Genomic DNA, 22,623 nt, shown 5'->3' with positions numbered 1-22,623 from the left:
GCAGTGGCAGCCAACGACCGGGCAGCGGCTCCCGGAAAGTCCGGTGGGAGTGCCGGTTCCGATGGCCTGATGCGCGCCTCGCTGAGCGCCGTGGCTCCGGGCACGTCCATGCGGGACGGCCTGGAGCGGGTCCTGAGGGGCAACACCGGCGGTCTGATCGTGCTCGGCTTCGACAAGTCCGTCGAGGCCATGTGCACGGGCGGCTTCGTGCTGGACGTCGAGTTCGCGGCGACCCGGCTGCGGGAGCTGTGCAAGCTCGACGGCGGCATCGTGATCTCGTCCGACCTGTCGAAGATCCTCCGGGCGGGCGTGCAGTTCGTGCCGGACGCGACGATCCCCACGGAGGAGACGGGCACCCGGCACCGCACGGCGGACCGCATCTCCAAGCAGGTCGGCTTCCCGGTGGTCTCGGTCTCCCAGTCGATGCGGCTGATCGCGCTGTACGTCGACGGTCAGCGGCGTGTCCTGGAGGACTCGGCGGCGATCCTCTCCCGCGCGAACCAGGCGCTGGCGACGCTGGAGCGGTACAAGCTCCGCCTGGACGAGGTCGCGGGGACGTTGTCGGCGCTGGAGATCGAGGACCTGGTGACGGTCCGGGATGTGTCTGCGGTCGCCCAGCGCCTGGAAATGGTCCGCCGGATCGCCACGGAGATCGCCGAGTACGTGGTCGAACTGGGCACCGACGGGCGGCTTCTCGCCCTCCAGCTGGACGAGCTGATCGCGGGGGTCGAGCCGGAGCGCGAGCTGGTGGTCCGGGACTATGTGCCGGAGCCGACGGCGAAGCGGTCGCGCACGGTCGACGAGGCGCTGTCGGAGCTGGACGCGCTGAGCCATGCGGAGCTGCTGGAGCTGCCGACGGTGGCGCGGGCGCTGGGCTACACCGGTTCGCCTGAGGCGCTGGACTCGGCGGTGTCGCCGCGCGGCTTCCGGCTGCTGGCGAAGGTGCCGCGGCTGCCGGGGGCGATCATCGACCGGCTGGTGGAGCACTTCGGGGGCCTGCAGAAGCTGCTCGCTGCGAGCGTCGACGACCTGCAGACCGTGGACGGGGTCGGCGAGGCGCGTGCGCGCAGCGTGCGGGAGGGCCTGTCGCGACTCGCGGAGTCCTCGATTCTTGAGCGGTATGTCTGATTTCGCCGATTAGCTCGGCGAGTTGCGCTGTACGACGGCTGCGGGCGAGTGGGAGCTGATCGCGCAGTTCCCCGCGCCCCTTACGGGGCGCTGCACTCGCGCCGGCTCCTCAGCTGCGGGCAGGCGTGCCGCAGGGCGGCACGGGTGGGCGCAGCGGCACCCCGCCGGCGCGGGTAAGCGAAACCCCCCGCCGCCGGCTAGTCCGCCGTCAGTACGAACGATGCCTGGGCCTTGGCGTACCCCGGTGCCGTCGCCTGCAGCAGGTACGTGCCTGCCCCGGCCGACCCCGCCGGAGGCGTCGCGCACTGGGCGGCGCTCGGCTTCCGGTCCCACTTCAGGGTGTACGTGATGCTGCTCCCGGCCGGCACCCGGTACCACCGGCTCCCCGCGGCCTTCGGGCAGTCCGCCGACGACCAGTAGCTGTCGTCCGAACTGGCCTGCGTGATGGTCAGCACCGCGTTCTTCGGCCCGAGGTCGATCTTGCAGTCGCTGGACGACGTGTTCTTCGCGGTGAGTTCGAAGGTCGGCGCCTGCTCCGGCGAGTACGAGTTGTGCAGGCTCTTCAGAGTCAACGCCACCGACCCGGCGGTGCAGTTGGGCAGTGCGGACGACCCCGGCAGCGAGGCGACCGTACCGCCGGAACCCGAGGTGACGTCGTCACCCGAGCCGGACGAGGAACCGGAGGAACCGGCGGAACCCGACGTACCGGAGGAGCCCGAGGAGGCCGACGAACCCGTGGAGCCGGCCGACGAGTCACCGCCCGTCCCGGCCGAACTCCCGGCGTCGGAACCGGAGCTCGAACCGCCGCCGCTCGACCCGTCCCGACCGCCCGGCGCCTGGCTGATCGCCGGTCCGCTGCCGGAGGGCCCCGGCGTGATGGTGGACACGGGATTCTTGCCGTCCGACCCGCCGGCGCTCTTCTTGCCGCCCCCGCCGTTCGACGTCACGATCCATGCGATCAGCAGCGCCAGGACGACGAGCGCCGACAGCATGAAGACCCTCCGTCGCCAGTAGATGGAGGAGGGAAGCGGCCCGACCGGATTGCGCAGAGATCCCACGGCGCAAACTGTACGAGAGATCCGTGCACTTCCTCGCCCCACCCGCCGCCCAAACCTCAACTTTTCCGGATCATCATTTCGGCAACTCCCGTCGCCATGACCCCTCTTCACCGCGTCAACCCGGACCCCGCCGCGAACCACGTCCGCCCGACCCGTCGCCGGACGTGGCAGGATCGGAAGGGCCATGACTGAGAAGCTCCACACCCCCGTGATCGCCTGGTTCGACGCCCATGCCCGTGACCTCCCCTGGCGCCGCCCGGAGGCGGGCCCGTGGGGTGTGATGGTCAGCGAGTTCATGCTGCAGCAGACCCCGGTGAGCCGGGTGCAGCCCGTGTACGAGCAGTGGCTGGCCCGCTGGCCGCGCCCCGCCGACCTCGCCGCGGAGGCGCCCGGCGAGGCGGTCCGCGCCTGGGGCCGGCTCGGCTACCCGCGCCGCGCCCTGCGGCTGCACGGCGCGGCGGTCGCCATAACGGAACGGCACGGCGGCGACGTACCGACGGATCACGCGCAGCTGCTCGCGCTGCCCGGGATCGGCGAGTACACGGCCGCGGCGGTCGCGTCGTTCGCGTACGGGCAGCGGCACGCCGTGCTGGACACGAACGTGCGACGGGTGTTCGCGCGGGCGGTGTCCGGTGTGCAGTACCCGCCGAACGCCACCACCGCCGCCGAGCGCAAGCTCGCCCGCGAGCTGCTGCCCGAGGACGAGAAGACCGCCGCCCGCTGGGCCGCCGCCTCGATGGAGCTGGGCGCGCTGGTGTGCACGGCGAAGAACGAGACCTGCCCGCGGTGTCCGATCGCCGGGGAGTGTGCCTGGCGGCTGGCCGGCAAGCCGGAGCACGAGGGGCCGCCCCGGCGCGGGCAGACGTACGCCGGTACCGACCGGCAGGTGCGCGGCAAGCTGCTCGCCGTGCTGCGCGAGGCGCACACCCCCGTGCCGCAGACGGTGCTCGACCGGGTGTGGCACGAACCGGTGCAGCGGGCGCGCGCGCTGGACGGGCTGGTCTCCGACGGGCTGGTGGAGCCGCTCGCGGGCGGCCTCTACCGGCTGCCGCTGGGCTGACGTACAGCCACATCACAGCGGCCGGGGCTCTGTTACGGCCCCATCCGCACGGCAAATCACCGCATAGCAGAACATAAGCCTGCACCCGCTTACCCCGCACCTACTTCCGTTACACAACCGACGGACAGCCGATTGCTACCCGCAGGCTGCTCCGCACAGCCCCGTGACAACGAGTCCGTAGCTTCGTTTCTGTGCCCGCCAGGACCGCGGGACAGCAGGAACTCAGGCACAGGGCCGGGGAAAACGGGGATCGGGAGGCGGTTGATCATGGCGCAGGGCGAGGTGCTCGAATTCGAGGAGTACGTCCGCACCCGGCAGGACGCGCTGCTGCGCAGCGCCCGCCGGCTGGTCCCGGACCCGACGGACGCCCAGGACCTGCTCCAGACCGCGCTGGTACGGACGTACGGCCGCTGGGACGGCATCGCCGACAAGAAGCTCGCGGACGCCTACCTGCGCCGGGTCATGATCAACACGCGGACCGAGTGGTGGCGGGCCCGGAAGCTGGAGGAGGTCCCGACCGAGCAGCTGCCCGACGCCTGCGTTGAGGACGCCACCGAGCAGCACGCGGACCGCGCTCTCCTCATGGACATCATGAAGGTGCTGGCTCCGAAGCAGCGCAGTGTCGTGGTGCTGCGACACTGGGAGCAGATGTCCACGGAGGAGACGGCCGCCGCCCTCGGCATGTCGGCCGGAACGGTCAAGAGCACGCTGCACCGGGCGCTCGCCCGGCTCCGCGAGGAGCTGGAGTCACGCGACCTCGACGCACGCGCGCTGGAGCGTGAGGAGCGGGAGCGTTGCGCGGCCTGACCGGCACGGGGCCCAGCAGGGGCCCGGCGAGTGCACAGGCGGTGATCACGGCGACGGCCGTGCTCGCCGCCCTCGCCCTTTTCGCCGCTGCGTGCGGTACCGGCGGCACGGGAGCCCGTGACGAGGGCCCGGCGCACGCCGACTCGGTGGCCGGCGCGGCGGCCGTGCCCTCCCCGGCACCCAACCCGTCCCAGACCTACGAGAAGGTCGACGCGGTCGCCCTGGTGAAGGCCGACCCGGTGGTCTCGGCCACGGTGAAGCGGGACCTCAAGCCCTGCTCGGGCGACGAGTACCCGGTCGACGTGACCTACGGCGACCTCACCGGCGGCCCGGTCGAGGATATCGTCGTCAACGTGCTGACCTGCGGGGACGCCGTCGGGGTCGGGGCGTACGTGTACCGCAGGGAGAGCGGCGCGTACAAGAACGTCTTCAAGGCCGAGGAGTCCCCGGTCTACGCGGAGATAGACCGTGGCGACCTGAGCGTGACCAAGCAGGTGTACGAGAAGGGCGACCCGGTGTCGAGCCCCTCGGGCGAGAACGTGATCACCTACGGCTGGTCCGCGGGACACTTCGTCCAGGAGGACTTCCACCACACCGACTACGGCAACGCGGCCGGCAGCGGGGACGACGCCACGCCCGAGCCCTCCCCCGCCAACTGAACCCGCTGGGTCCACCGGGCCCGCCCCATCGACCACCGATCCACCGACCACCGAGAGAGCCGGGATGGCAGACCAGACCCACGTGCTGTTCGTCGAGGACGACGATGTCATCCGCGAGGCCACCCAGCTCGCCCTGGAGCGGGACGGCTTCGCGGTCACCGCCATGCCCGACGGCCTGTCGGGACTGGAGGCGTTCCGCGCCGACCGGCCCGACATCGCCCTGCTGGACGTGATGGTCCCGGGCCTGGACGGGGTGAGCCTGTGCCGGCGCATCCGTGACGAGTCGACCGTCCCGGTGATCATGCTGTCGGCGCGCGCCGACTCGATCGACGTGGTGCTGGGCCTGGAGGCGGGCGCCGACGACTACGTCACCAAGCCGTTCGACGGCGCCGTGCTGGTCGCCCGGATCCGGGCGGTGCTGCGCCGCTTCGGGCACGCGAGCGGCGGCGAGCGGCCGCACGAGGACGTGGCGCCGGTGACGGGCGGGCTGCTCACCTTCGGCGACCTGGAGATCGACACGGAGGGCATGGAGGTGCGCCGGTCCGGTCAGCCGGTCGCGCTGACGCCCACCGAGATGCGGCTGCTCCTGGAGTTCTCCTCGGCACCGGGGACCGTACTCTCCCGCGACAAGCTGCTGGAACGCGTCTGGGACTACGGCTGGGGCGGGGACACCCGGGTCGTCGACGTCCATGTGCAGCGGCTGCGCACCAAGATCGGCCAGGACCGGATCGAGACGGTCCGTGGTTTCGGCTACAAGTTGAAGGCCTGAGCGAGGCGGTCATGCGGGGGTTCTCCAGCCGGTACCGGGGTCCGGGACTGCGTACCGGACTCAGATGGAAGCTGAGCGCGGCGATCGCGCTGGTCGGCGCGCTGGTCGCGATCGCGTTGAGCCTGGTGGTGCACAACGCCGCCCGGGTCTCGATGCTGGACAACGCGCGCGACCTGGCCAACGAGCGGTTGCAGATCGCCCAGCGCAACTACGAGCTGTACGGGAGGGCGAACTTCCCCGACGTCAAGGTCGACGACCCGCGGCTGCCGCCGGCCCTGCGCGAGCGGGTCGACGCGGGCCGCCGGGCGACCGACGTCATCGACCACGGCACCGGCGCGCCGGACATCTGGGCGGCGGTGCAGGCCAAGGACGGACGGGTGCTGTCCCTGCACAGCACCTTCGCGAACCGCAGCAGCGATGTGCTGAAGGACCTCGACCAGGCCCTGGTCATCGGCTCCATCGCGGTCGTCCTCGGCGGCAGCGCGCTCGGCGTGCTGATCGGCGGGCAGCTCTCGCGGCGGCTGCGGAAGGCGGCGGCCGCGGCCAACCAGGTCGCCCAGGGCGAGCCGGACGTGCGGGTGCGGGAGGCGATCGGCGGGGTCGTACGGGACGAGACCGACGACCTGGCGCGGGCCGTGGACGCCATGGCGGACGCGTTGCAGCAACGGCTCGAGGCGGAGCGGCGGGTGACGGCCGACATCGCGCACGAGCTGCGGACACCGGTGACGGGCCTGCTCACGGCGGCCGAACTGCTGCCGCCCGGCCGCCCCACCGAGCTGGTCCTGGACCGGGCGAAGGCGATGCGCACCCTCGTCGAGGACGTGCTGGAGGTGGCCCGCCTCGACAGCGCCTCCGAGCGGGCCGAGTTGCAGGACATCATGCTGGGCGAGTTCGTCGCCCGGCGGGTGGCCGCGAAGGACCCGGAGATCGAGGTGCGGGTGGTGCACGAGTCGGAGGTCACCACCGATCCGCGCCGGCTGGAGCGGGTGCTGATCAACCTGCTGGCCAACGCGGCCCGGCACGGCAAACCGCCCGTCGAGGTGACCGTCGAGGGCCGGGTCATCCGGGTCCGCGACCACGGCCCCGGCTTCCCCGAGGAACTCCTCGCCGAGGGCCCGAGCCGCTTCCGCACCGGCAGCAAGGACCGCGCGGGCCAGGGCCACGGCCTGGGCCTGACCATCGCGGCGGGCCAGGCACGTGTCCTGGGCGCCCGGCTGACCTTCCGCAACATCCGCCCGGCGGGCTCGCCCGAACACGTCCCGGCGGAGGGCGCGGTGGCCGTGCTCTGGCTCCCGGAGCACGCCCCGACGGCCACCGGCAGCTACCCGATGCTGCCGGGCCCGGCGCAGTCGGGCAACCGCTGACTGCCAGGTCCGGCAACCGCTGACTGCCAGGTCCGGCAACCGCTGACTGCCAGGTCGGGCAACCGCCGGCTGTCAGGTGGCGGCCACGAGGAGTTCCTCGCCGCGGGACGGGCGCAGGCCGTCGGTGCGGCCCGCGAAGTAGCGGGTGGTGAGTTCCTCCGCCGGGACGTGCCGGGTGGTGCGGAAACCGGCCTCGTGGGCGAGGGCCGCGAGCCGCTCGGGTGTGTAGAAGCTCAGGAAGGGCGTGCCGGAGGCCCGTGCGCCCCGCTGGGCCACCCGCAGCTGCTCCCGCTGGTCCGGCTCGACGTCCTCGACCGGCCGCAGGAACGTCGTGACCAGCGTCGACCCCGGAGCGAGCCCCGCGATGTGCCGGAAGGTGGCGGCGACGGCGTCCTCCGTGAGGTACATCGTGACCCCGGCGGACGCGACCACGGCCGGCCGGTGTGGATCGAGCCCGGCGGCCACCAGCTGCCCCCACCAGTCCCCCTCGAAGTCCACCGGCACCAGCGTCAGCCAGTCGGGCACGCCGTACCCCAGCTCGGTCAGCCGCCGTCGCTTCCAGGCCACGGCACCGGCCCGGTCGGCCTCGAACACCCGCAGCCCGGCGGCCACCGCCTCGGCGGCCCGGCGCTGCGCGAAGGTGTCGAGCCCGGCACCGAGGACGAGGTACTGGTCCACCCCGCGCCCGGCCTCCGCCACCACCAGATCATCGACGAACCGGGCCCGGGCCACGATGGACGCCCGGGTCCGCCGGGTGGCGTCGACGTCCATGTCCGGCCGGGCCCGCCAGCCGTCCCCCGTGTCCTGGGCGTCCGCGTCCGCGTCCGGCTCGGCGAGCCGCAGTCCGACCTCGTCCTCGATGACGTACGGCGGCGCGTCGGCGCGCAGGTGCAGCGCCCGCCACAGGGCGGTGCGGACGGCGGTGTGGTCGGGCCCGGTCTCCGTCGGCATGCTCAGAACTCCTTGGAGAAGTCGAGCTCTTCGCTGCGCTCGGTCAGCGAGTACCAGTTGCCGTTGTCGTCCCGGAAGATCGCCTCGATGCCGTACGGCCGTTCCTTGGGCTCCTGGACGAACTCGACGCCCCGCGCCCGGAACGTCTCGTAGTCGCCGCGGCAGTCGTCCGTGCGGAACGCGCCGGCCCCCATCACCCCCTTGGCGACCAGCTTGCGCAGCGCCTCGGCGGACTCGGGGTCGAGGCCCGGCCCGTCCAGGCGCATCAGGGCGAGTTCGACACCGGGCTGGCCCTTGGCGCCGACGGTGACCCAGCGCAGGTCGCCCATCGCGATGTCGTCGCGCAGTTCGAAGCCGAGCTTCTCGGTGAAGAAGGCCTTGGTGCGCTGCTGGTCGAAGGTCCACACGGTGGTGATGGCCAGGCCCTGGATCATGGCTCCGCTCTCCTGCCTGTCCGGGCGGTGCCGCCGGACGGTCGCTGTCGCTGTTCCTGTCCGTCACGGTAGGCAGCCGGGTCCGGGCCGCGCTTCTCGGAAGTTGCGCTTCTGCCCGGGAACCCGCCGGCCCAGAGCAGGGCGTAGCAGCCGGGGATGAGGGAGGCGCCGCGGCCGACGTGCTCGGTGCGGTACTCGGTGGGGCTGAGCCCGGTACGGGCCTTGAACCGCGCCGAGAAGGTGCCGAGGCTGCTGAAGCCGACCAGGTGGCAGATCTCGGTGACGGTCAGGTCGGCGCCGCGCAGCATCTCCTCCGCCCGCTCGATCCTGCGGTGCGTCAGGTACTGGCCGGGTGTCTCGCCGTACGCCTCCTTGAAGGCGCGGAGGAAGTGGTAGCGCGAGTACCCGGCGTGCGCGGCGACCGCGTCGAGGTCCAGGGCCGGGTCGGCCCAGTCCCGGTCCATGGCGTCCTTGGCGAGGCGTAGCTGCCGCAGTTTGTCCACGCCGTCCATCTTCGGCCCACGGCCCTGAACGGCGAAGCGGGGGTTCCCGGGGCGGTGACCCCGGGAACCCCCGCACGCATGTCGCTCAGCCGGCGTCGCCCGCCGGAACCTCGCTCAGATGGCCTCGACCGCCGGCATCGGTGCCGCCTCGTCCGCCTTCTGCGGCCCGCCCCGCAGCGGGACCTCCTTCACGAACACGGCCGCGAACAGCACCAGCACCGCGATCGCGGCACCGAGCAGGAACGCCGAGTGGGTACCGGCCGACACCGCGTGCTGGTACGCCTCGCGCGCCACCGCCGGCAGCTTCGCCAGGCTCTTCGCGTCCAGCTGCGCCGACTGCTCGGTGACCTTGGAGCCCAGCGAGCCGGCCCGCTCGGCCATGACGTTCTTGACCCGGTCGTTGAAGAGCGCGCCCATGATGGCGACACCGAAGGAGGAGCCGAGGGTACGGAACAGGGTGGTGGACGAGGACGCGACGCCCATGTCCTTCATCTCCACGCTGTTCTGCGCGACCAGCATGGTGATCTGCATCAGGCAGCCCATGCCGAGGCCGACGACGGCCATGTACACACCGGAGGTGAACCGGGTGGTGTCCGTGTCCATGGTGGACAGCAGGTACAGGCCGACGGTCAGCAGCACACCGCCCACGAGAGGGAAGATCTTGTAGCGGCCGGTGCTGGTGGTGACCCGCCCGGCGACCATCGAGGTGACCAGCATCGCGCCGAGCATCGGGAGCAGCAGCAGACCGGAGTTGGTCGCGGAGGCGCCCTGCACGGACTGCTGGTAGAGCGGCAGGAACAGGGTGGCGCCGAACATCACGAAGCCCACGATGAAGCCGATGATCGACATCAGGGTGAAGTTGCGGCTGCGGAAGATGTGCAGCGGCAGGACCGGCTCGGCGGCCTTGGTCTGCCAGAAGACGAAGCCGATCAGTGCGACGACGCCGATGGCGATCAGTTCCATGATCCGCGCGGACGTCCAGGCGTACTGGGAGCCGCCCCAGGTGGTGACCAGCACGATCGAGGTGATGCCGAGAGTCAGCAGACCGGCGCCCAGGTAGTCGATGCGCGTCTTGTTCCGCTTCTTCGGCAGGTGCAGTACGGCGCTGATGGCGGCCAGCGCGACCACGCCGAGCGGCAGGTTGATGTAGAAGGCCCAGCGCCAGCCCCAGTTGTCGGTGATGGTGCCGCCGACCAGCGGGCCGCCGATCATGGCGAGCGCCATCACGCCGGCCATCATGCCCTGGTACTTGCCGCGCTCGCGGGGCGGCACGAGGTCACCGATGATCGCCATGACGCCGACCATCAGACCGCCGGCGCCGAGGCCCTGGACGGCCCGGAACCCGATCAGCTGGCCCATGTCCTGGGCCATGCCGCTGAGCGCGGAGCCGATCAGGAAGATGACTATGGAGGTCATGAAGGCGCCCTTGCGCCCGTACATGTCGCCGAGCTTGCCCCAGAGCGGGGTGGCCGCCGCGGTCGCGAGGGTGTACGCGGTCACGACCCACGACAGATGTTCCAGGCCGCCCAGCTCGCCCACGATCGTCGGCATCGCCGTGCCCACGATCATGTTGTCGAGCATCGCGAGCATCATCGCGACCATGAGCGCGAGGATCACGACCCGTACGCTCTTCGGTTCTTTCGCCGGCTGTTCCTGCGGCTGGTCCTGCAGCTGATCCTGCGGCTGCCCGACCGCTTCCGGTGCCTCTGCTGCCTCAGGTGTCTTCTGGCCGGTGCTGGCCGCCTGGGTGTCCGCCATCTCTCCCACTCCCCCTGGCGACAGCTACTTACTTGCCGCCCGGCTAGTTCACTACACTGGGAAGTTAGACCCGTTGCTAGCCGGGCGTCAAGTAAGTTTACTAGCCGGGCGGCAAGCAAGTTTTCGCGGGAGTCCGAGGAGTTAGAGGATGAGCGTCACCATGGACGGCACCAAGCAGCAGCGCCGCGGGAACACCCGCCAGCGCATCCAGGACGTCGCGCTCGAACTCTTCGCCGAGCAGGGCTACGAGAAGACCTCCCTGCGGGAGATCGCCGAGCGCCTCGACGTGACCAAGGCGGCCCTGTACTACCACTTCAAGACCAAGGAAGAGATCCTGGTCAGCGTCTTCGAGGATCTGACGCAGCCCATCCAGGACCTGATCGAGTGGGGCAAGGGCCAGCCGCACACCCTGGAGACCAAGCAGGAGATCATCCGGCGCTACCACCACGCGCTCGCGGAGGCCGAACCGCTGTTCCGGTTCATGCAGGAGAACCAGGCGACGGTCCGGGAGCTGCGGATCGGCGACACCTTCAAGGACCGGATGCGCGGCCTGCGGAACATCATCATCGACCCGGACGCGGCCCTGACCGACCAGGTCCGCTGCATCAGCGCGCTCTTCACGCTGCATGCCGGCATGTTCGTGATGCAGGACATCGAGGGCGACCCCCAGAAGAAGCGCGAAGCGGTCCTGGAGGTCGCCGTGGACCTGGTGACCCAGGCCCACCGGGGCACGCACCCGGCGTAGGTTCCGGGCGCGGCGGTGCGGCGGTGCGACGGCGGGCGGAACGCCTCCGGCGGGCGGCCCGTCTTAGACGATCACGCCCTTGGCGCGCAGAAAGGCGACCGGGTCGACCGCGGAGCCGTAGTTCGGGGTCGTACGGATCTCGAAGTGCAGGTGCGGCCCGGTGGAGTTGCCGGTGCTGCCGGAGAGGCCGAGGTGCTGGCCGGTCCTGACGATCTGCCCGGCCCTGACGTCGACCCGGGACAGGTGCGCGTACTGCGAGTACTGGCCGTTGCCGTGCTTGACGACGATGGCGTTGCCGTACGCGGGACCGTCACCGGCGCCGTTGCCGCCGGCCTTGACGACGGTGCCGCCGTGCGCCGCGACGACCTCGGTGCCGGTCGGCACGGCGAAGTCCTGCCCGCTGTGCTTGGCGCTCCACAGGCTGCCGGACTGGGCGAAGCTCGCGGAGAGCGTGTACTTCTTCACCGGGTCGATCCAGGCGGCGGCACTGGAGGTGGCGGCCGACGCGACCCCCGACCCCACCACGGCCGTGACCCCGACACCGGCGGCCAGAACGGCGGCCCGCCTGCGGAGCGAGGACGTACGGGGGGCACGGAGAGCGGCGCGCAGGGACATCGGAACCTCGTGGGGTAGACAACAGGACCCCCCTCCGGCCACCGGCTCACACGTCCGGCCACCGAACGGGGCATCCCTTGGTAACCCGGAGGACGGAAACCGCTCAAGCCGCGCTTCTACGACATCCCGTAGTATCCGCAGCGAAAATTGACCCTTTCTTGACAGAACCGACCCGACCGGGAAGGCCCGCCCCGACGTCGGCGCCTCGCAACGTAACGCCGGGGCAAAGGGCCGCCCGCCCGCGCAAGGCACCCCACTATCTCCCCTAGTAGGGGGCATTTCGCCCGTGCGGTATGTCACCGGCCCCCGTGATCCGCTCCCGCCGAAAAGTGACGGCCACTACGCTGACCAGCGTTCGCGCGACTACGGGGGTGGGCGGGGATGGATCCGGCGGCACTGGGCACGAAGCTGGCGTCGAGCCTGATGGGCCCGCTGATCAGGAAGCTGTTCGTGCAGGACGGTCCGGGCGCCGGACTGGTGGACCGGCCCGTCCGGGTGTCGGCTCTGGTGTCCTTCCGGGGCGAGCGGCGGACGCTGGCCGACCCGGAGCTGGGCCGGCTCGCACACCGGCTGGTGGAGCGGGCCCTCGGCTCACCCGGCACCTTTGCCGGAGAACGCCCCTGCCCGCCGGACGAGGAGGAAGCCCTCGCATTCGCCCTCGCCGACCGGCTGCTCGGCCTGGGCGACCTCGACATGGACGACGTACAGGCCGTACGGCTGGGCCATCGGGAGCTGGCCCGCGAGCTGCGGCGCCGGGCTCCGGAGTCCGGCCTCTCCGCCGACGCGGCCCTCTTCCTCGACTCGCTCACCGAAGCCGCCTGCCTGCACATCCTCGACTTCTTCAGCCGGCGCTCCACCTTTGTGGCCCGCACGCTGGTCGAACAGACCCGGCGCCAGTCCGAGCTGATCGCGAAGATGGACGAGCTGATCGCCCGGACCCCGCCCGCCGACGGCCCGGACCCGGCCTTCGAGCGCCGCTACCTCGCCCACGTCCCCACCCGGCACGGCAGGCTCACCATCTACGGCATCGACCTGGCCGACTCCCCGGACCGCTGGCCCCTCGACACCGCCTATCTCAGCCTCCGGGCGCTGGACCCCGCCGAGGACTCCGAACCGGCGGACCCCCGCGGAGCCCCGGTGGCCGCCCGGACCCAGCCGGCCGACCAGGCCCTGGCCGACCACGACCGGGTGCTGCTGCGCGGGGTGGCGGGCTCGGGCAAGACCACCCTCGTGCAGTGGCTCGCGGTCACGGCGGCCCGCGGCGAACGCGGTGACCGCATCCCGTTCGTCCTCCCGCTGCGCACCCTCGTCCGCCGTCCCGAGGGCCTCCCGGCGCCCGACGCGTTCCTGACCGCCGTACGCGTCCCCTTCCACGCCAACCAGCCGGCCGGCTGGGCGGACCGGGTACTCGCCGCCCGCCGCGGACTGCTCCTGGTCGACGGCCTCGACGAGATCCCGCCGCGCGAGCGCGAACGCACCCGCCGCTGGCTGCGTGAACTGCTGGACACCTACCCCGGCAACCAGTGGCTGGTCACCTCCCGCCCGTCCGCCGTGCGCGAGGACTGGCTGGCCGCCGACGGGTTCACCGAACTCGCGCTCACGCCGATGGGACAGGACGAGACCACCGCGTTCATCGCACGCTGGCACACGGCCGCCCGCGTCGGCGCCACCGCCGACCTCGAACGCCTCGACGCCTACGAACGCTCCCTGCTCGATGCCGTGCGGACCAAGCCGGACCTCGGCCGCCTGGCCACCAACCCGCTGATGTGCGGGCTGATCTGCGCCCTGCACCGGGACCGCCGCGGCTACCTCCCGCACGGCCGCCAGGACCTGTACGACGCGGCCCTGTCGATGCTGCTCACCCGCCGGGACGAGGAACGGGACATGTTCCGCGACGGCTCCCCGGGCATCCGGCTGGGCGAGCGCCCCCAGGTCCAGATCCTGCAGCGGCTGGCCTACTGGCTGATCCGCAACAACCAGTCGGAGCTCGACCGCGAGCGCGCGGAGCGCATCGTCGCCGACGTCCTGCCGTCCCTGCCGGCCGCGGCGGCCCAGGGGGACGCCCCTGCGGTCCTGGCCCACCTGCTGCTGCGCAGCGGCCTGCTCCGCGAACCGGCCGTGGGCACCGTGGAGTTCGTGCACCGCACCTTCCAGGACTACCTGGGCGCGAAGGCGGCGGTGGAGGACGGCGACTTCGGCCTGCTGGTGCGGGGCGCGCCGGACGAGCAGTGGGCGGACGTCGTCCGCATGGCCGTGGCCCACGCCCGCCCCCAGGAACGGGCCGAACTGCTACGGGACCTGACCGACTCGGCCGCACGGCTGACCGGACCGGCCGCCACCCGGGTACGGCTCCTCGCCCTGGCCTGCCTGGAGCACGCGACGGAACTCGATCCCGCGGTGCGGGAGGCCGTGGAGCGCAACGCGGCCGAGCTGATCCCGCCGCGCACCACCGAGGAGGCCCGCGCGCTCGCCGAGGCCGGTCCGCTCGCCCTGGAGCTGCTGCCCGGGCCGGAGGGGCTCAGTGAGGCGGAGGCCCGGGCGGTCGTCGTCACCGCGTCGCTGATCGGCACGGACGCGGCGCTGCCGGTGCTGGCCAGGTTCGGGTCCCACCCGGCGCTGAGCGTGCGCGCCCAGCTCACCTGGACCTGGCACCGGTTCCCCGCCCGCCGCTACGCCGAGCAGGTCGTCGCCCAACTCCGGAGGGAAGACCTCTTCTTCACCGCGCACTCGGCGGAACACCTGCGCATCCTGCGCGAACTCGGCGGCAGGCGGAAGGTGCAGCTCGTCGGTGACATCGACCCGGCCGCGCTCGACCCGGGCACGGTGACCAAACTGATCATCAGAGACAACGCGCTCATTCGCGATCTGACCTGCCTTTCCCACCTCCACGGGCTGACCTCCCTGGACTTCAGCAGATGCCGCGTCGTGAACGGGCTCGCCCCGCTCGCCGCCCTGCCGCTGTCCTGGCTGTCGATGGACCTAGTCGCCGGGCTGGAAGAGCCGCACGCCCTGCACGCGCTCTCCGGCTCGCAGACCCTGGACCAGCTCGACCTCGGGGTGACGCTGACGGCCGGCTCGCTCGACGAGGCCCTTCCCGCCCTCCCGCTGCGCTACCTGCGCTTCACCAAGCGGGCGCTCCAGCACACCGGCCTGCGCGGTCTGCGCCGCTTCCCGTCCCTGCGACAGCTCAGCCTCGCCAACCTGTCCGACAAACTCTCCCCCGAGGACTACGAGGAGATCGCACGCCTCCCCGCGCTGTACGAGCTGCGCATCAACTGGCAGGCCGTCGGCTGGCGCGGGCCGCGCCTTCGCGGCATCACCGGCCTGCGTCTGAACAACCTCACGGGCGCGGAGGACCTCTCGGAGATCCGCACCTTCTTCCCCAGCCTGCGCAGGGTGACCGTGGTCCTGTCCTCGGGCCTCACCGACCTGCCGGAGCACATCGGTGCCCAGCTCCCGGTCACCCCCGACGTCCAGAAAATCCACGGCGTTGTGTGACGCACGTCTCTGGTCACCTACCCATCGGTAACCCTACGGTTCCCCTCGCGCCACCTGCCCCACTCACCATGCCCCTGACAGCCATGGACGTGAGAGGACACCCCCACCGATGACCACAGGCACCTGGACCCGCCGCATATCCGTCACCGCCGTCTCCGTGGCCGCCCTCGCCGGGATGGCCGCGCCGGCCCAGGCCGCGACGGAGAGCGGCTCCACCACGGTCGACTACGCCACCTGGCAGCAGGACTGCCAGTCCGTGATGGACCAGGCCCTGCCCTACCTGAAGCAGCGCATCGCCGCCGCCCGGCCGGGCGAGAAGCAGGCGATCGTCTTCGACATCGACAACACCACGCTGGAGACCGACTTCGGCTTCAGCTACCCCCAGCCTGCCAACAAGCCGGTCCTGAACGTGGCCAGGTACGCCCAGGAGCACGGCGTCGCCCTGTTCTTCGTCACGGCCCGCCCCGGGATCATCTACCTGCCCACCGAGTACAACCTCGAACACGACGGCTACCAGGTCTCCGGCCTCTACGTCCGCGGCTTCCTCGACCTGTTCAAGGACGTCGCCGCCTACAAGACCGCCCAGCGCGTCGACATCGAGAACAAGGGCTACGACATCATCGCGAACATCGGCAACAGCGCCACCGACCTCTCGGGCGGCCACGCCGACAGCACGTTCAAGCTGCCGGACTACAACGGCCAGTTGTCGTAACACGACGCGAGGGCACGCAACAGGGGCCGGTGCTTCGCAAAGCACCGGCCCCTGTCTTCGGCTCACCCCGAAGGGCTACGCCTCCTTGCTCAGGTTCGGACCGGCTCCGCCGGCCGCCTGCTCGATCGGCGGGACGTCGGGCAGTGCCGACTTCTCCTCGCCGCGGAAGGTGAAGGTCGCGGTCTCGCCCTCGCCCTCCGTGTCGACGACCACGATGTGACCGGGGCGCAGCTCGCCGAAGAGGATCTTCTCCGAGAGCGTGTCCTCGATCTCGCGCTGGATCGTGCGACGCAGCGGACGCGCGCCCAGCACCGGGTCGTAGCCCTTCTTGGACAGCAGCTCCTTGGCGGACTGGGAGAGCTCGATGCCCATGTCCCGGTCCTTGAGGCGCTCGTCCACCTTGCCGACCATGAGGTCGACGATCCGCAGGATGTCCTCCTGCGTCAGCTGCGGGAAGACGACCACGTCGTCGACGCGGTTGAGGAACTCGGGCCGGAAGTGCTGCTTGAGCTCGTCCTGGACCTTGTTCTTCATGCGCTCGTAGTTGGACTTCGTGTCACCCGTGGCCGCGAAGCCCAGGTTGAAGCCCTTGGAGATGTCCCGGGTGCCGAGGTTGGTCGTCATGATGATGACCGTGTTCTTGAAGTCCACGACCCGGCCCTGGGAGTCGGTCAGGCGACCGTCCTCCAGGATCTGCAGCAGGCTGTTGAAGATGTCCGGGTGGGCCTTCTCCACCTCGTCGAAGAGGACGACGGAGAACGGCTTGCGGCGGACCTTCTCGGTCAGCTGGCCGCCCTCTTCGTAGCCCACGTAGCCGGGGGGCGAACCGAAGAGCCGCGACACCGTGTGCTTCTCGCTGAACTCCGACATGTCGAGGGAGATCAGCGCGTCCTCGTCACCGAAGAGGAACTCGGCGAGGGCCTTGGACAGCTCGGTCTTACCGACACCGGACGGGCCGGCGAAGATGAACGAGCCACCGGGGCGCTTCGGGTCCTTCAGACCGGCACGCGTACGGCGGATCGCCTTCGACAGCGCCTTGACGGCGTCGACCTGGCCGATGACCCGCTTGTGGAGCTCGTCCTCCATGCGCAGCAGGCGGGAGGACTCCTCCTCGGTCAGCTTGAAGACCGGGATGCCGGTGGCCGTGGCGAGGACCTCGGCGATCAGCTCGCCGTCGACCTCGGCGACGACGTCCATGTCGCCGGCCTTCCACTCCTTCTCCCGCTTGGCCTTGGCGGCCAGGAGCTGCTTCTCCTTGTCGCGGAGGGAGGCGGCCTTCTCGAAGTCCTGCGAGTCGATCGCGGACTCCTTGTCCCGGCGGACGGCGGCGATCTTCTCGTCGAACTCGCGCAGGTCCGGCGGCGCGGTCATCCGGCGGATGCGCATCCGGGAACCGGCCTCGTCGATCAGGTCGATCGCCTTGTCCGGCAGGAAGCGGTCCGAGATGTAGCGGTCGGCCAGGGTGGCCGCCTGGACCAGTGCCTCGTCCGTGATGGAGACCCGGTGGTGGGCCTCGTACCGGTCACGCAGACCCTTGAGGATCTCGATCGTGTGCGGCAGGGACGGCTCGGCGACCTGGATGGGCTGGAAGCGGCGCTCGAGGGCCGCGTCCTTCTCCAGGTGCTTGCGGTACTCGTCCAGGGTGGTGGCACCGATGGTCTGCAGCTCACCGCGGGCCAGCATCGGCTTCAGGATCGAAGCGGCGTCGATGGCGCCCTCGGCGGCACCCGCACCGACCAGCGTGTGCAGCTCGTCGATGAACAGGATGATGTCGCCGCGGGTGCGGATCTCCTTGAGCACCTTCTTCAGGCGCTCCTCGAAGTCACCGCGGTAGCGGGAGCCGGCGACCAGGGCGCCGAGGTCCAGGGTGTAGAGGTGCTTGTCCTTGAGGGTCTCGGGCACCTCGCCCTTGACGATGGCCTGGGCGAGGCCCTCGACGACGGCGGTCTTGCCGACGCCGGGCTCACCGATCAGGACCGGGTTGTTCTTGGTACGGCGGGACAGCACCTGCATGACCCGCTCGATCTCCTTCTCGCGCCCGATGACCGGGTCGAGCTTGGACTCACGAGCGGCCTGGGTGAGGTTCCGGCCGAACTGGTCGAGGACCAGGGACGTCGAGGGGGTGCCCTCGGCAGGGCCGCCGGCGGTGGCGGTCTCCTTGCCCTGGTAACCGGAGAGCAGCTGGATCACCTGCTGCCGCACTCGGTTGAGATCAGCGCCCAGCTTGACCAGGACCTGGGCGGCGACGCCCTCGCCCTCACGGATCAGGCCGAGCAGGATGTGCTCCGTGCCGATGTAGTTGTGGCCCAGCTGAAGAGCCTCGCGGAGCGACAGCTCCAGGACCTTCTTGGCACGGGGGGTGAAGGGGATGTGCCCGGACGGGGCCTGCTGCCCCTGCCCGATGATCTCCTCCACCTGCTGGCGGACCGCCTCGAGCGAAATCCCGAGGCTCTCAAGGGCCTTGGCGGCGACACCCTCACCCTCGTGGATCAGGCCCAGGAGGATGTGCTCGGTGCCGATGTAGTTGTGGTTGAGCATCCGGGCTTCTTCCTGAGCCAGGACGACAACCCGCCGCGCGCGGTCGGTGAACCTCTCGAACATCGTTAATCGCTCCTCAGAGCGGTCAGGCAGTGGGGGGAACTTCCCCTCCCTGTCCTTCCGCAGCTTAGTCCCGCAAGCGGGGACCGCTCATTCCAACTGCCGACACCGTCGATGGCCTCCTGACCCCGAACGCCGACATCTGCTCCAACCCGATGGTGCGAGACGATGTTCCCGCAGGCCAGGCAGTTACCCCTTCCGTCAGTACGCCGATGGCGAACGTGAGACGGCCTCGCCTGCGTGTCGCCCCCTCCCACTAGGGATGTCTTACCCGCTGCTACTGACAGTCCATGCCGTGGGCCCCCGGTTCCTCCGCTACGGGCGAACAACCTTGCGTCTTTCCGGACCCCCGCACACCCCCTCATCGGGGACTTTGCGCAGTCGTACGCACACTCAGCGTAACTCGGATGGCCTCCGGACGGTTTCACGTGCATGGCTGGCACAGCGCCTCTGGCCGCTTCCACGGTTCCTCACCCCCGTCGTCCGATCCATTCCGGTTCCGGTTCCGTCGTGCCGGACGCCCGGCAGCCTGGCCGGCTCCGGCACTGGTACGAGAACGATCTGGGATGGCCAACGGTGCCCGCGGCGCCCGGAGAGCCGCTGCGGCTGGTCACAGGCGTGCGTTTCGACGTGCTGGAGGTGCCGGCGCGGGCGGGGGCGCGGGCGCTCGGGCGGCTGGCGCCGGGCTCTCCGGTGGCCCTTCAGGGCGGCCGGATGCGGCTGCTGGTGGCCGCGGGCAGCGCGGAGGAGCTTCCCGGGCTGCTGGAGTGGCTGGAGTGGGGCGCACCGGCGCTCACCCTCGATCTGCGGGCGCTGGGCGCCGGGGGCGCACTGGACGCTCCGGGGCGGCCGGAACCGGCGGCCACCGGGGGCCGGCCGCCTTCCGTGCCCGCCGACGGGCCGGCCGGGCCCGTACAGGGGGCCGCCGTCTGGTTGCGGCCCCCCGAGTCGGGGTGCGAGGTCGAGGCCTCGCTGCCGACACTGTCGGCCATGGGGGGCGTCGGAAACGCCCCCGATCTCGTACGACTGGTGAACACGGTGGCCACGGAGTGCCACCGCATCCGGCTGCGGCGCGCGGGCCACGGGCCGGAGAACAGTCAGGCGTTGGCGTCCTCGTAGGCCTGGCGAATGGTCGCGGGAACACGGCCGCGGTCGTTGACCTCGTAACCGTTCTCCTTGGCCCACGCGCGAATCTGCGCGGTGTCCTGGCTGCCGCCGGAAGCCGCACGGGCCTTTCCACGCCCGCCCGAAGCACGGCCACCGGTACGCCGGCCGCCCTTGACATAGGCGTCGAGAAGGCCGCGCAGCTTGTCCGCATTGGCGGTCGTGAGGTCGATCTCGTACGTCTTGCCGTCCAACGCGAACGTCACGGTCTCGTCCGCCTCGCCGCCGTCGAGGTCGTCGACAAGAAGGACCTGAACCTTCTGTGCCACCGGATTTCCTTTCATCGATAACTTCAGGGCCGGGGGTCTGCGGCGCCCGCCGTTTCGCCGCCCCCTGTTATATGCAGTACTGCACTACGTCGGAAAGCAAACCGCTTTTGCGGGAAAAACACAAACCCCTGGGAGAGACCGAGGGGCCTGCTCCCGCCCGGAAACATGCGCGTTTCGGACATAGGGCACCTGGGCAAGGCGGGCCGCCCGGAATAGCGGCCCGATCTCCCGCCCATCTCTGCCCCGATGACCCTTGTCGATCCTTGTCGACCCTTGTCCGCCGCGATCCCTCTTGGCGATCACAGATGCAGAAGCATCCGGCTGTTGCCCAAGGTGTTCGGTTTCACTCGTTCGAGTCCGAGGAACTCCGCGACGCCCTCGTCATAGGAACGCAGCAGCTCCGCGTAGACATCGGTGTCCACGGGTGTCTCGCCGATCTCCACGAAGCCGTGCTTCCCGAAGAACTCGACTTCGAAGGTCAGACAGAAAACGCGGCGAACACCAAGCCAACGCGCGGTCTCCAGCAACTTCTCCAGCAACTGATGACCGACACCGGCGCCCTTGAGGCCCCGGTTCACCGCGAGAGTGCGCACTTCCGCGAGGTCTTCCCACATCACGTGCAGTGCGCCGCAGCCGACCACCTCGGCGTTGTCGTCGCGTTCGGCGACCCAGAACTCCTGGATGTCCTCGTAAAGCGTCACCATGGCTTTGTCGAGCAGGATGCGGTCGCGAACGTACACGTCGAGGAGGCGGCGCACGGCCGGGACATCGCTGGTCCGGGCCCGCCGGACGGTGATGGCTTTTGCGGTGACTTCGGGGCGCATCGCTGACATGAGCGGACGCTATCGCCCGCCGGTGTCCGCCACCGAGCCGGGGTTCTCCTCTTGCAGAGCTTCCCGGTCTTCCCTCTCTTCCCGGCTATCCGGGCCCTGCACGATGCGTACGGCGTCCCGCAGGGCCTGCCGCTGTTCGTCGCTCATCATCCCGAAGAAGGCGACGAGTGCGGCGGCCGGGTTGTCACTCTGCGACCAGGCGTCGTTCATCAGGGCGGCGGCGTAGGCGGCCCGGGTGGAGACGGCCTCATATCGATAGGCGCGTCCTTCGGCCTCCCGCCGGACCCAGCCCTTCTGATGGAGATTGTCCAAAACGGTCATCACCGTGGTGTACGCGATGGACCGTTCCCGCTGAAGGTCTTCCAGGACTTCTCGAACGGTCACCGGGCGGTTCCACTTCCACACCCGCGTCATGACCGCGTCTTCGAGTTCTCCCAATGGGCGAGGCACAGCTCAGACAATAGTGGGAGATCTCGCCAATCGCGTGCCGGACGTGCACTTTCGCCAGCAAAGGCGAACAAAAAGGGCGTACGACCCGGAAAACGTGGCCGCCGCGTGGCTCAGACGCCGTCGGCCTTGGTGACGGCGGCCCGGCGGGTGCTCTCCGCGTGCGCGAGGGCGGCGTCGACGGCGGCGTCCTCCTTGGCCTTGGCGGCCCCGCCCTGGGTCTTCACGATCACCCGGACCAGGCCGATGAAGAAGACGGCCATGACGACCGGAGGTACCAGCGCGGCGACGTAATCCATGCGTCCAGAGTAGCCACGGCGGACCGGGCGAAAGGGGCGGGGTGGGCGAACCGGCTCCCGGGCCCCGCCAGCTGCCGCTTTCCGGGGCGGCCGCTCAGCCGGCGGCGAGCTGCTGCGGGGGCCCGGCCGGCGGCGCGGCGGGCCGGCGCCGGGGAAAGACCTCGCCCGGGGTGGGAATGGGCCGCTTCGGCGTGTCGGGCTCGGGAGCCGCGGGCTGCGGGGCGGGCCGTTCGGCGGGCTCCTCCTTGGGCTTCTTCTCCGGCTCCTTGGCCACGCCGCCCGGCAGGGCCGTCAGCCGGACCCTGGAGACCGGAACGGCAGGCGCCGGCACAGTACGGGCCCCCTGGGCCAGCCTGGCCCGCACATCGTGCTCGGCGAGGTCCTGGCAGCGGCCGAGCAGAGCGGCGGCGCCGGCGTTCCCCCGCAGCGCCCGCAGCGCGGCCAGGTCGTCCGGGGTGGGCCGGTGCCCGGCACCCAGCGCCTCCTCCAGGAGGGCGAGGTAGCCGGCGACGGCCCCCGGCAGGGCGGCGCGGTACCGAGCCAGGTCCGCCACCAGGAAGGCACGCAGCCGGGCCCCCTCGCACATCGCCTCGTCGAGCGACTCGGCGAGTCGGTGACAGTCCCTGACGTCATCGGCGGAGACGGGACCGGGGTGAAGGGCGAGGGCGAGAGCACGGCGGAGCACACGCAGCTCCTCCGCACCGAAGGCCATGCCGCCGCGGGATCCGTATGGCGTGGGCATGAACCGAAGATACGCGTAAATCAGACAAACTCGACATAGGGGGCATGGCGTGGCGCCCACCGGCCACCCGCTCAGCCGCAACCCGACCTCAACCTCAACCCGACCTCAGCCGCAACCCAGCCCGTCCGGCATTCGAGGACGACAGCCACCACCCAGCCCGTCCGGCGTTTGAGGAGGACAGCCACCACCAGCCCGTCCGGCGTTTGAGGA

Annotated in this window: 22 protein-coding genes; 10 read left to right on the top strand and 12 right to left on the bottom strand. The window is 70.7% G+C overall.

Going from position 1 to position 22,623, the window contains the following annotated elements; all coding sequences use genetic code 11:
* The first annotated feature begins 3 nt into the window (after positions 1-3).
* A complete protein-coding gene (gene disA, locus ACWGKQ_RS43375) occupies positions 4-1,128 on the top strand; it encodes a DNA integrity scanning diadenylate cyclase DisA (RefSeq protein ID WP_453297566.1) in 1,125 nt (374 codons plus the stop codon).
* Between the two features lie 197 nt (positions 1,129-1,325).
* Here the strand turns inward: disA and ACWGKQ_RS43370 are convergent, their stop codons facing one another.
* Positions 1,326-2,186, bottom strand: a complete 861-nt coding sequence (locus ACWGKQ_RS43370) for a hypothetical protein (RefSeq protein WP_453297565.1) — start codon at positions 2,184-2,186, stop codon at positions 1,326-1,328.
* A gap of 184 nt (positions 2,187-2,370) precedes the next feature.
* Here ACWGKQ_RS43370 and ACWGKQ_RS43365 point away from each other — a divergent pair, with 184 nt between their 5' ends.
* From ACWGKQ_RS43365 to cseC, 5 genes are all read left to right on the top strand, one after another.
* A complete protein-coding gene (locus ACWGKQ_RS43365) occupies positions 2,371-3,246 on the top strand; it encodes an A/G-specific adenine glycosylase (protein WP_453297564.1) in 876 nt (291 codons plus the stop codon).
* Positions 3,247-3,513: 267 nt separating this feature from the next.
* Positions 3,514-4,053 carry a SigE family RNA polymerase sigma factor gene (locus ACWGKQ_RS43360; RefSeq protein WP_453297563.1) on the top strand — a complete coding sequence of 180 codons (540 nt, stop codon included), beginning with the start codon at positions 3,514-3,516 and terminating at the stop codon, positions 4,051-4,053.
* The gene (locus ACWGKQ_RS43355; protein ID WP_453297562.1) at positions 4,041-4,712 is read left to right on the top strand and encodes a hypothetical protein; all 672 of its coding nucleotides are present in this window, start codon (positions 4,041-4,043) and stop codon (positions 4,710-4,712) included. The genes ACWGKQ_RS43360 and ACWGKQ_RS43355 overlap by 13 nt, the downstream gene beginning before the upstream one ends.
* A 64-nt stretch (positions 4,713-4,776) precedes the next feature.
* Complete coding sequence (gene cseB / locus ACWGKQ_RS43350) at positions 4,777-5,481, top strand: two-component system response regulator CseB (protein ID WP_453297561.1); 705 nt, start codon at positions 4,777-4,779, stop codon at positions 5,479-5,481.
* Positions 5,482-5,492: 11 nt separating this feature from the next.
* On the top strand, positions 5,493-6,845 hold the full coding sequence (gene cseC / locus ACWGKQ_RS43345) for a two-component system sensor histidine kinase CseC (protein WP_453297560.1): 1,353 nt from the start codon (positions 5,493-5,495) through the stop codon (positions 6,843-6,845).
* Between the two features lie 72 nt (positions 6,846-6,917).
* Here the strand turns inward: cseC and ACWGKQ_RS43340 are convergent, their stop codons facing one another.
* The 4 genes from ACWGKQ_RS43340 to ACWGKQ_RS43325 form a co-directional block, all read right to left on the bottom strand.
* The gene (locus ACWGKQ_RS43340; protein WP_453297559.1) at positions 6,918-7,796 is read right to left on the bottom strand and encodes a class I SAM-dependent methyltransferase; all 879 of its coding nucleotides are present in this window, start codon (positions 7,794-7,796) and stop codon (positions 6,918-6,920) included.
* A 2-nt stretch (positions 7,797-7,798) separates the two neighbouring features.
* On the bottom strand, positions 7,799-8,230 hold the full coding sequence (locus ACWGKQ_RS43335; RefSeq protein WP_453297558.1) for a VOC family protein: 432 nt from the start codon (positions 8,228-8,230) through the stop codon (positions 7,799-7,801).
* A complete protein-coding gene (locus tag ACWGKQ_RS43330; RefSeq protein WP_453297557.1) occupies positions 8,227-8,742 on the bottom strand; it encodes a helix-turn-helix transcriptional regulator in 516 nt (171 codons plus the stop codon). The genes ACWGKQ_RS43335 and ACWGKQ_RS43330 overlap by 4 nt, the downstream gene beginning before the upstream one ends.
* 105 nt (positions 8,743-8,847) lie before the next feature.
* Positions 8,848-10,491 carry an MDR family MFS transporter gene (locus ACWGKQ_RS43325; protein WP_453297556.1) on the bottom strand — a complete coding sequence of 548 codons (1,644 nt, stop codon included), beginning with the start codon at positions 10,489-10,491 and terminating at the stop codon, positions 8,848-8,850.
* A gap of 148 nt (positions 10,492-10,639) precedes the next feature.
* Between ACWGKQ_RS43325 and ACWGKQ_RS43320 the strand changes: the two genes are divergently transcribed.
* The gene (locus ACWGKQ_RS43320) at positions 10,640-11,236 is read left to right on the top strand and encodes a TetR/AcrR family transcriptional regulator (protein WP_453297555.1); all 597 of its coding nucleotides are present in this window, start codon (positions 10,640-10,642) and stop codon (positions 11,234-11,236) included.
* Positions 11,237-11,299: 63 nt separating this feature from the next.
* Here ACWGKQ_RS43320 and ACWGKQ_RS43315 read toward each other — a convergent pair whose 3' ends face one another.
* The gene (locus ACWGKQ_RS43315) at positions 11,300-11,851 is read right to left on the bottom strand and encodes a M23 family metallopeptidase (protein ID WP_453297554.1); all 552 of its coding nucleotides are present in this window, start codon (positions 11,849-11,851) and stop codon (positions 11,300-11,302) included.
* A gap of 381 nt (positions 11,852-12,232) precedes the next feature.
* Between ACWGKQ_RS43315 and ACWGKQ_RS43310 the strand changes: the two genes are divergently transcribed.
* Both ACWGKQ_RS43310 and ACWGKQ_RS43305 read left to right on the top strand, forming a co-directional pair.
* Positions 12,233-15,349, top strand: a complete 3,117-nt coding sequence (locus ACWGKQ_RS43310; protein ID WP_453297553.1) for an NACHT domain-containing protein — start codon at positions 12,233-12,235, stop codon at positions 15,347-15,349.
* Between the two features lie 109 nt (positions 15,350-15,458).
* The gene (locus tag ACWGKQ_RS43305; RefSeq protein ID WP_453297552.1) at positions 15,459-16,061 is read left to right on the top strand and encodes an HAD family acid phosphatase; all 603 of its coding nucleotides are present in this window, start codon (positions 15,459-15,461) and stop codon (positions 16,059-16,061) included.
* A 75-nt stretch (positions 16,062-16,136) separates the two neighbouring features.
* On the opposite strand, the gene ACWGKQ_RS43300 is transcribed toward ACWGKQ_RS43305, so the two are convergent.
* Complete coding sequence (locus ACWGKQ_RS43300) at positions 16,137-18,662, bottom strand: ATP-dependent Clp protease ATP-binding subunit (RefSeq protein WP_384048837.1); 2,526 nt, start codon at positions 18,660-18,662, stop codon at positions 16,137-16,139.
* A gap of 429 nt (positions 18,663-19,091) precedes the next feature.
* Here ACWGKQ_RS43300 and ACWGKQ_RS43295 point away from each other — a divergent pair, with 429 nt between their 5' ends.
* A complete protein-coding gene (locus ACWGKQ_RS43295; RefSeq protein ID WP_453297551.1) occupies positions 19,092-19,778 on the top strand; it encodes an SCO3374 family protein in 687 nt (228 codons plus the stop codon).
* On the opposite strand, the gene ACWGKQ_RS43290 is transcribed toward ACWGKQ_RS43295, so the two are convergent.
* From ACWGKQ_RS43290 to ACWGKQ_RS43270, 5 genes are all read right to left on the bottom strand, one after another.
* Positions 19,757-20,092 (bottom strand): histone-like nucleoid-structuring protein Lsr2, encoded by a 336-nt coding sequence (locus tag ACWGKQ_RS43290; RefSeq protein WP_189263133.1) that lies wholly within the window; start codon positions 20,090-20,092, stop codon positions 19,757-19,759. The two genes, ACWGKQ_RS43295 and ACWGKQ_RS43290, sit on opposite strands and share 22 nt — an antisense overlap.
* Before the next feature lie 299 nt (positions 20,093-20,391).
* Positions 20,392-20,925: an amino-acid N-acetyltransferase gene (locus ACWGKQ_RS43285; protein ID WP_453297550.1), complete on the bottom strand. Its 534-nt coding sequence runs from the start codon at positions 20,923-20,925 to the stop codon at positions 20,392-20,394.
* A 9-nt stretch (positions 20,926-20,934) separates the two neighbouring features.
* Positions 20,935-21,339 (bottom strand): BlaI/MecI/CopY family transcriptional regulator, encoded by a 405-nt coding sequence (locus tag ACWGKQ_RS43280; protein WP_453297584.1) that lies wholly within the window; start codon positions 21,337-21,339, stop codon positions 20,935-20,937.
* Between the two features lie 146 nt (positions 21,340-21,485).
* Positions 21,486-21,671: a hypothetical protein gene (locus ACWGKQ_RS43275; RefSeq protein ID WP_453297549.1), complete on the bottom strand. Its 186-nt coding sequence runs from the start codon at positions 21,669-21,671 to the stop codon at positions 21,486-21,488.
* Positions 21,672-21,765: 94 nt separating this feature from the next.
* Complete coding sequence (locus ACWGKQ_RS43270) at positions 21,766-22,383, bottom strand: hypothetical protein (RefSeq protein WP_453297583.1); 618 nt, start codon at positions 22,381-22,383, stop codon at positions 21,766-21,768.
* Between the last annotated feature and the right edge of the window lie 240 nt (positions 22,384-22,623).

Source organism: Streptomyces sp. NPDC054770, from assembly GCF_053611985.1.
This window is presented reverse-complemented; position numbering and strand designations above follow the sequence as displayed.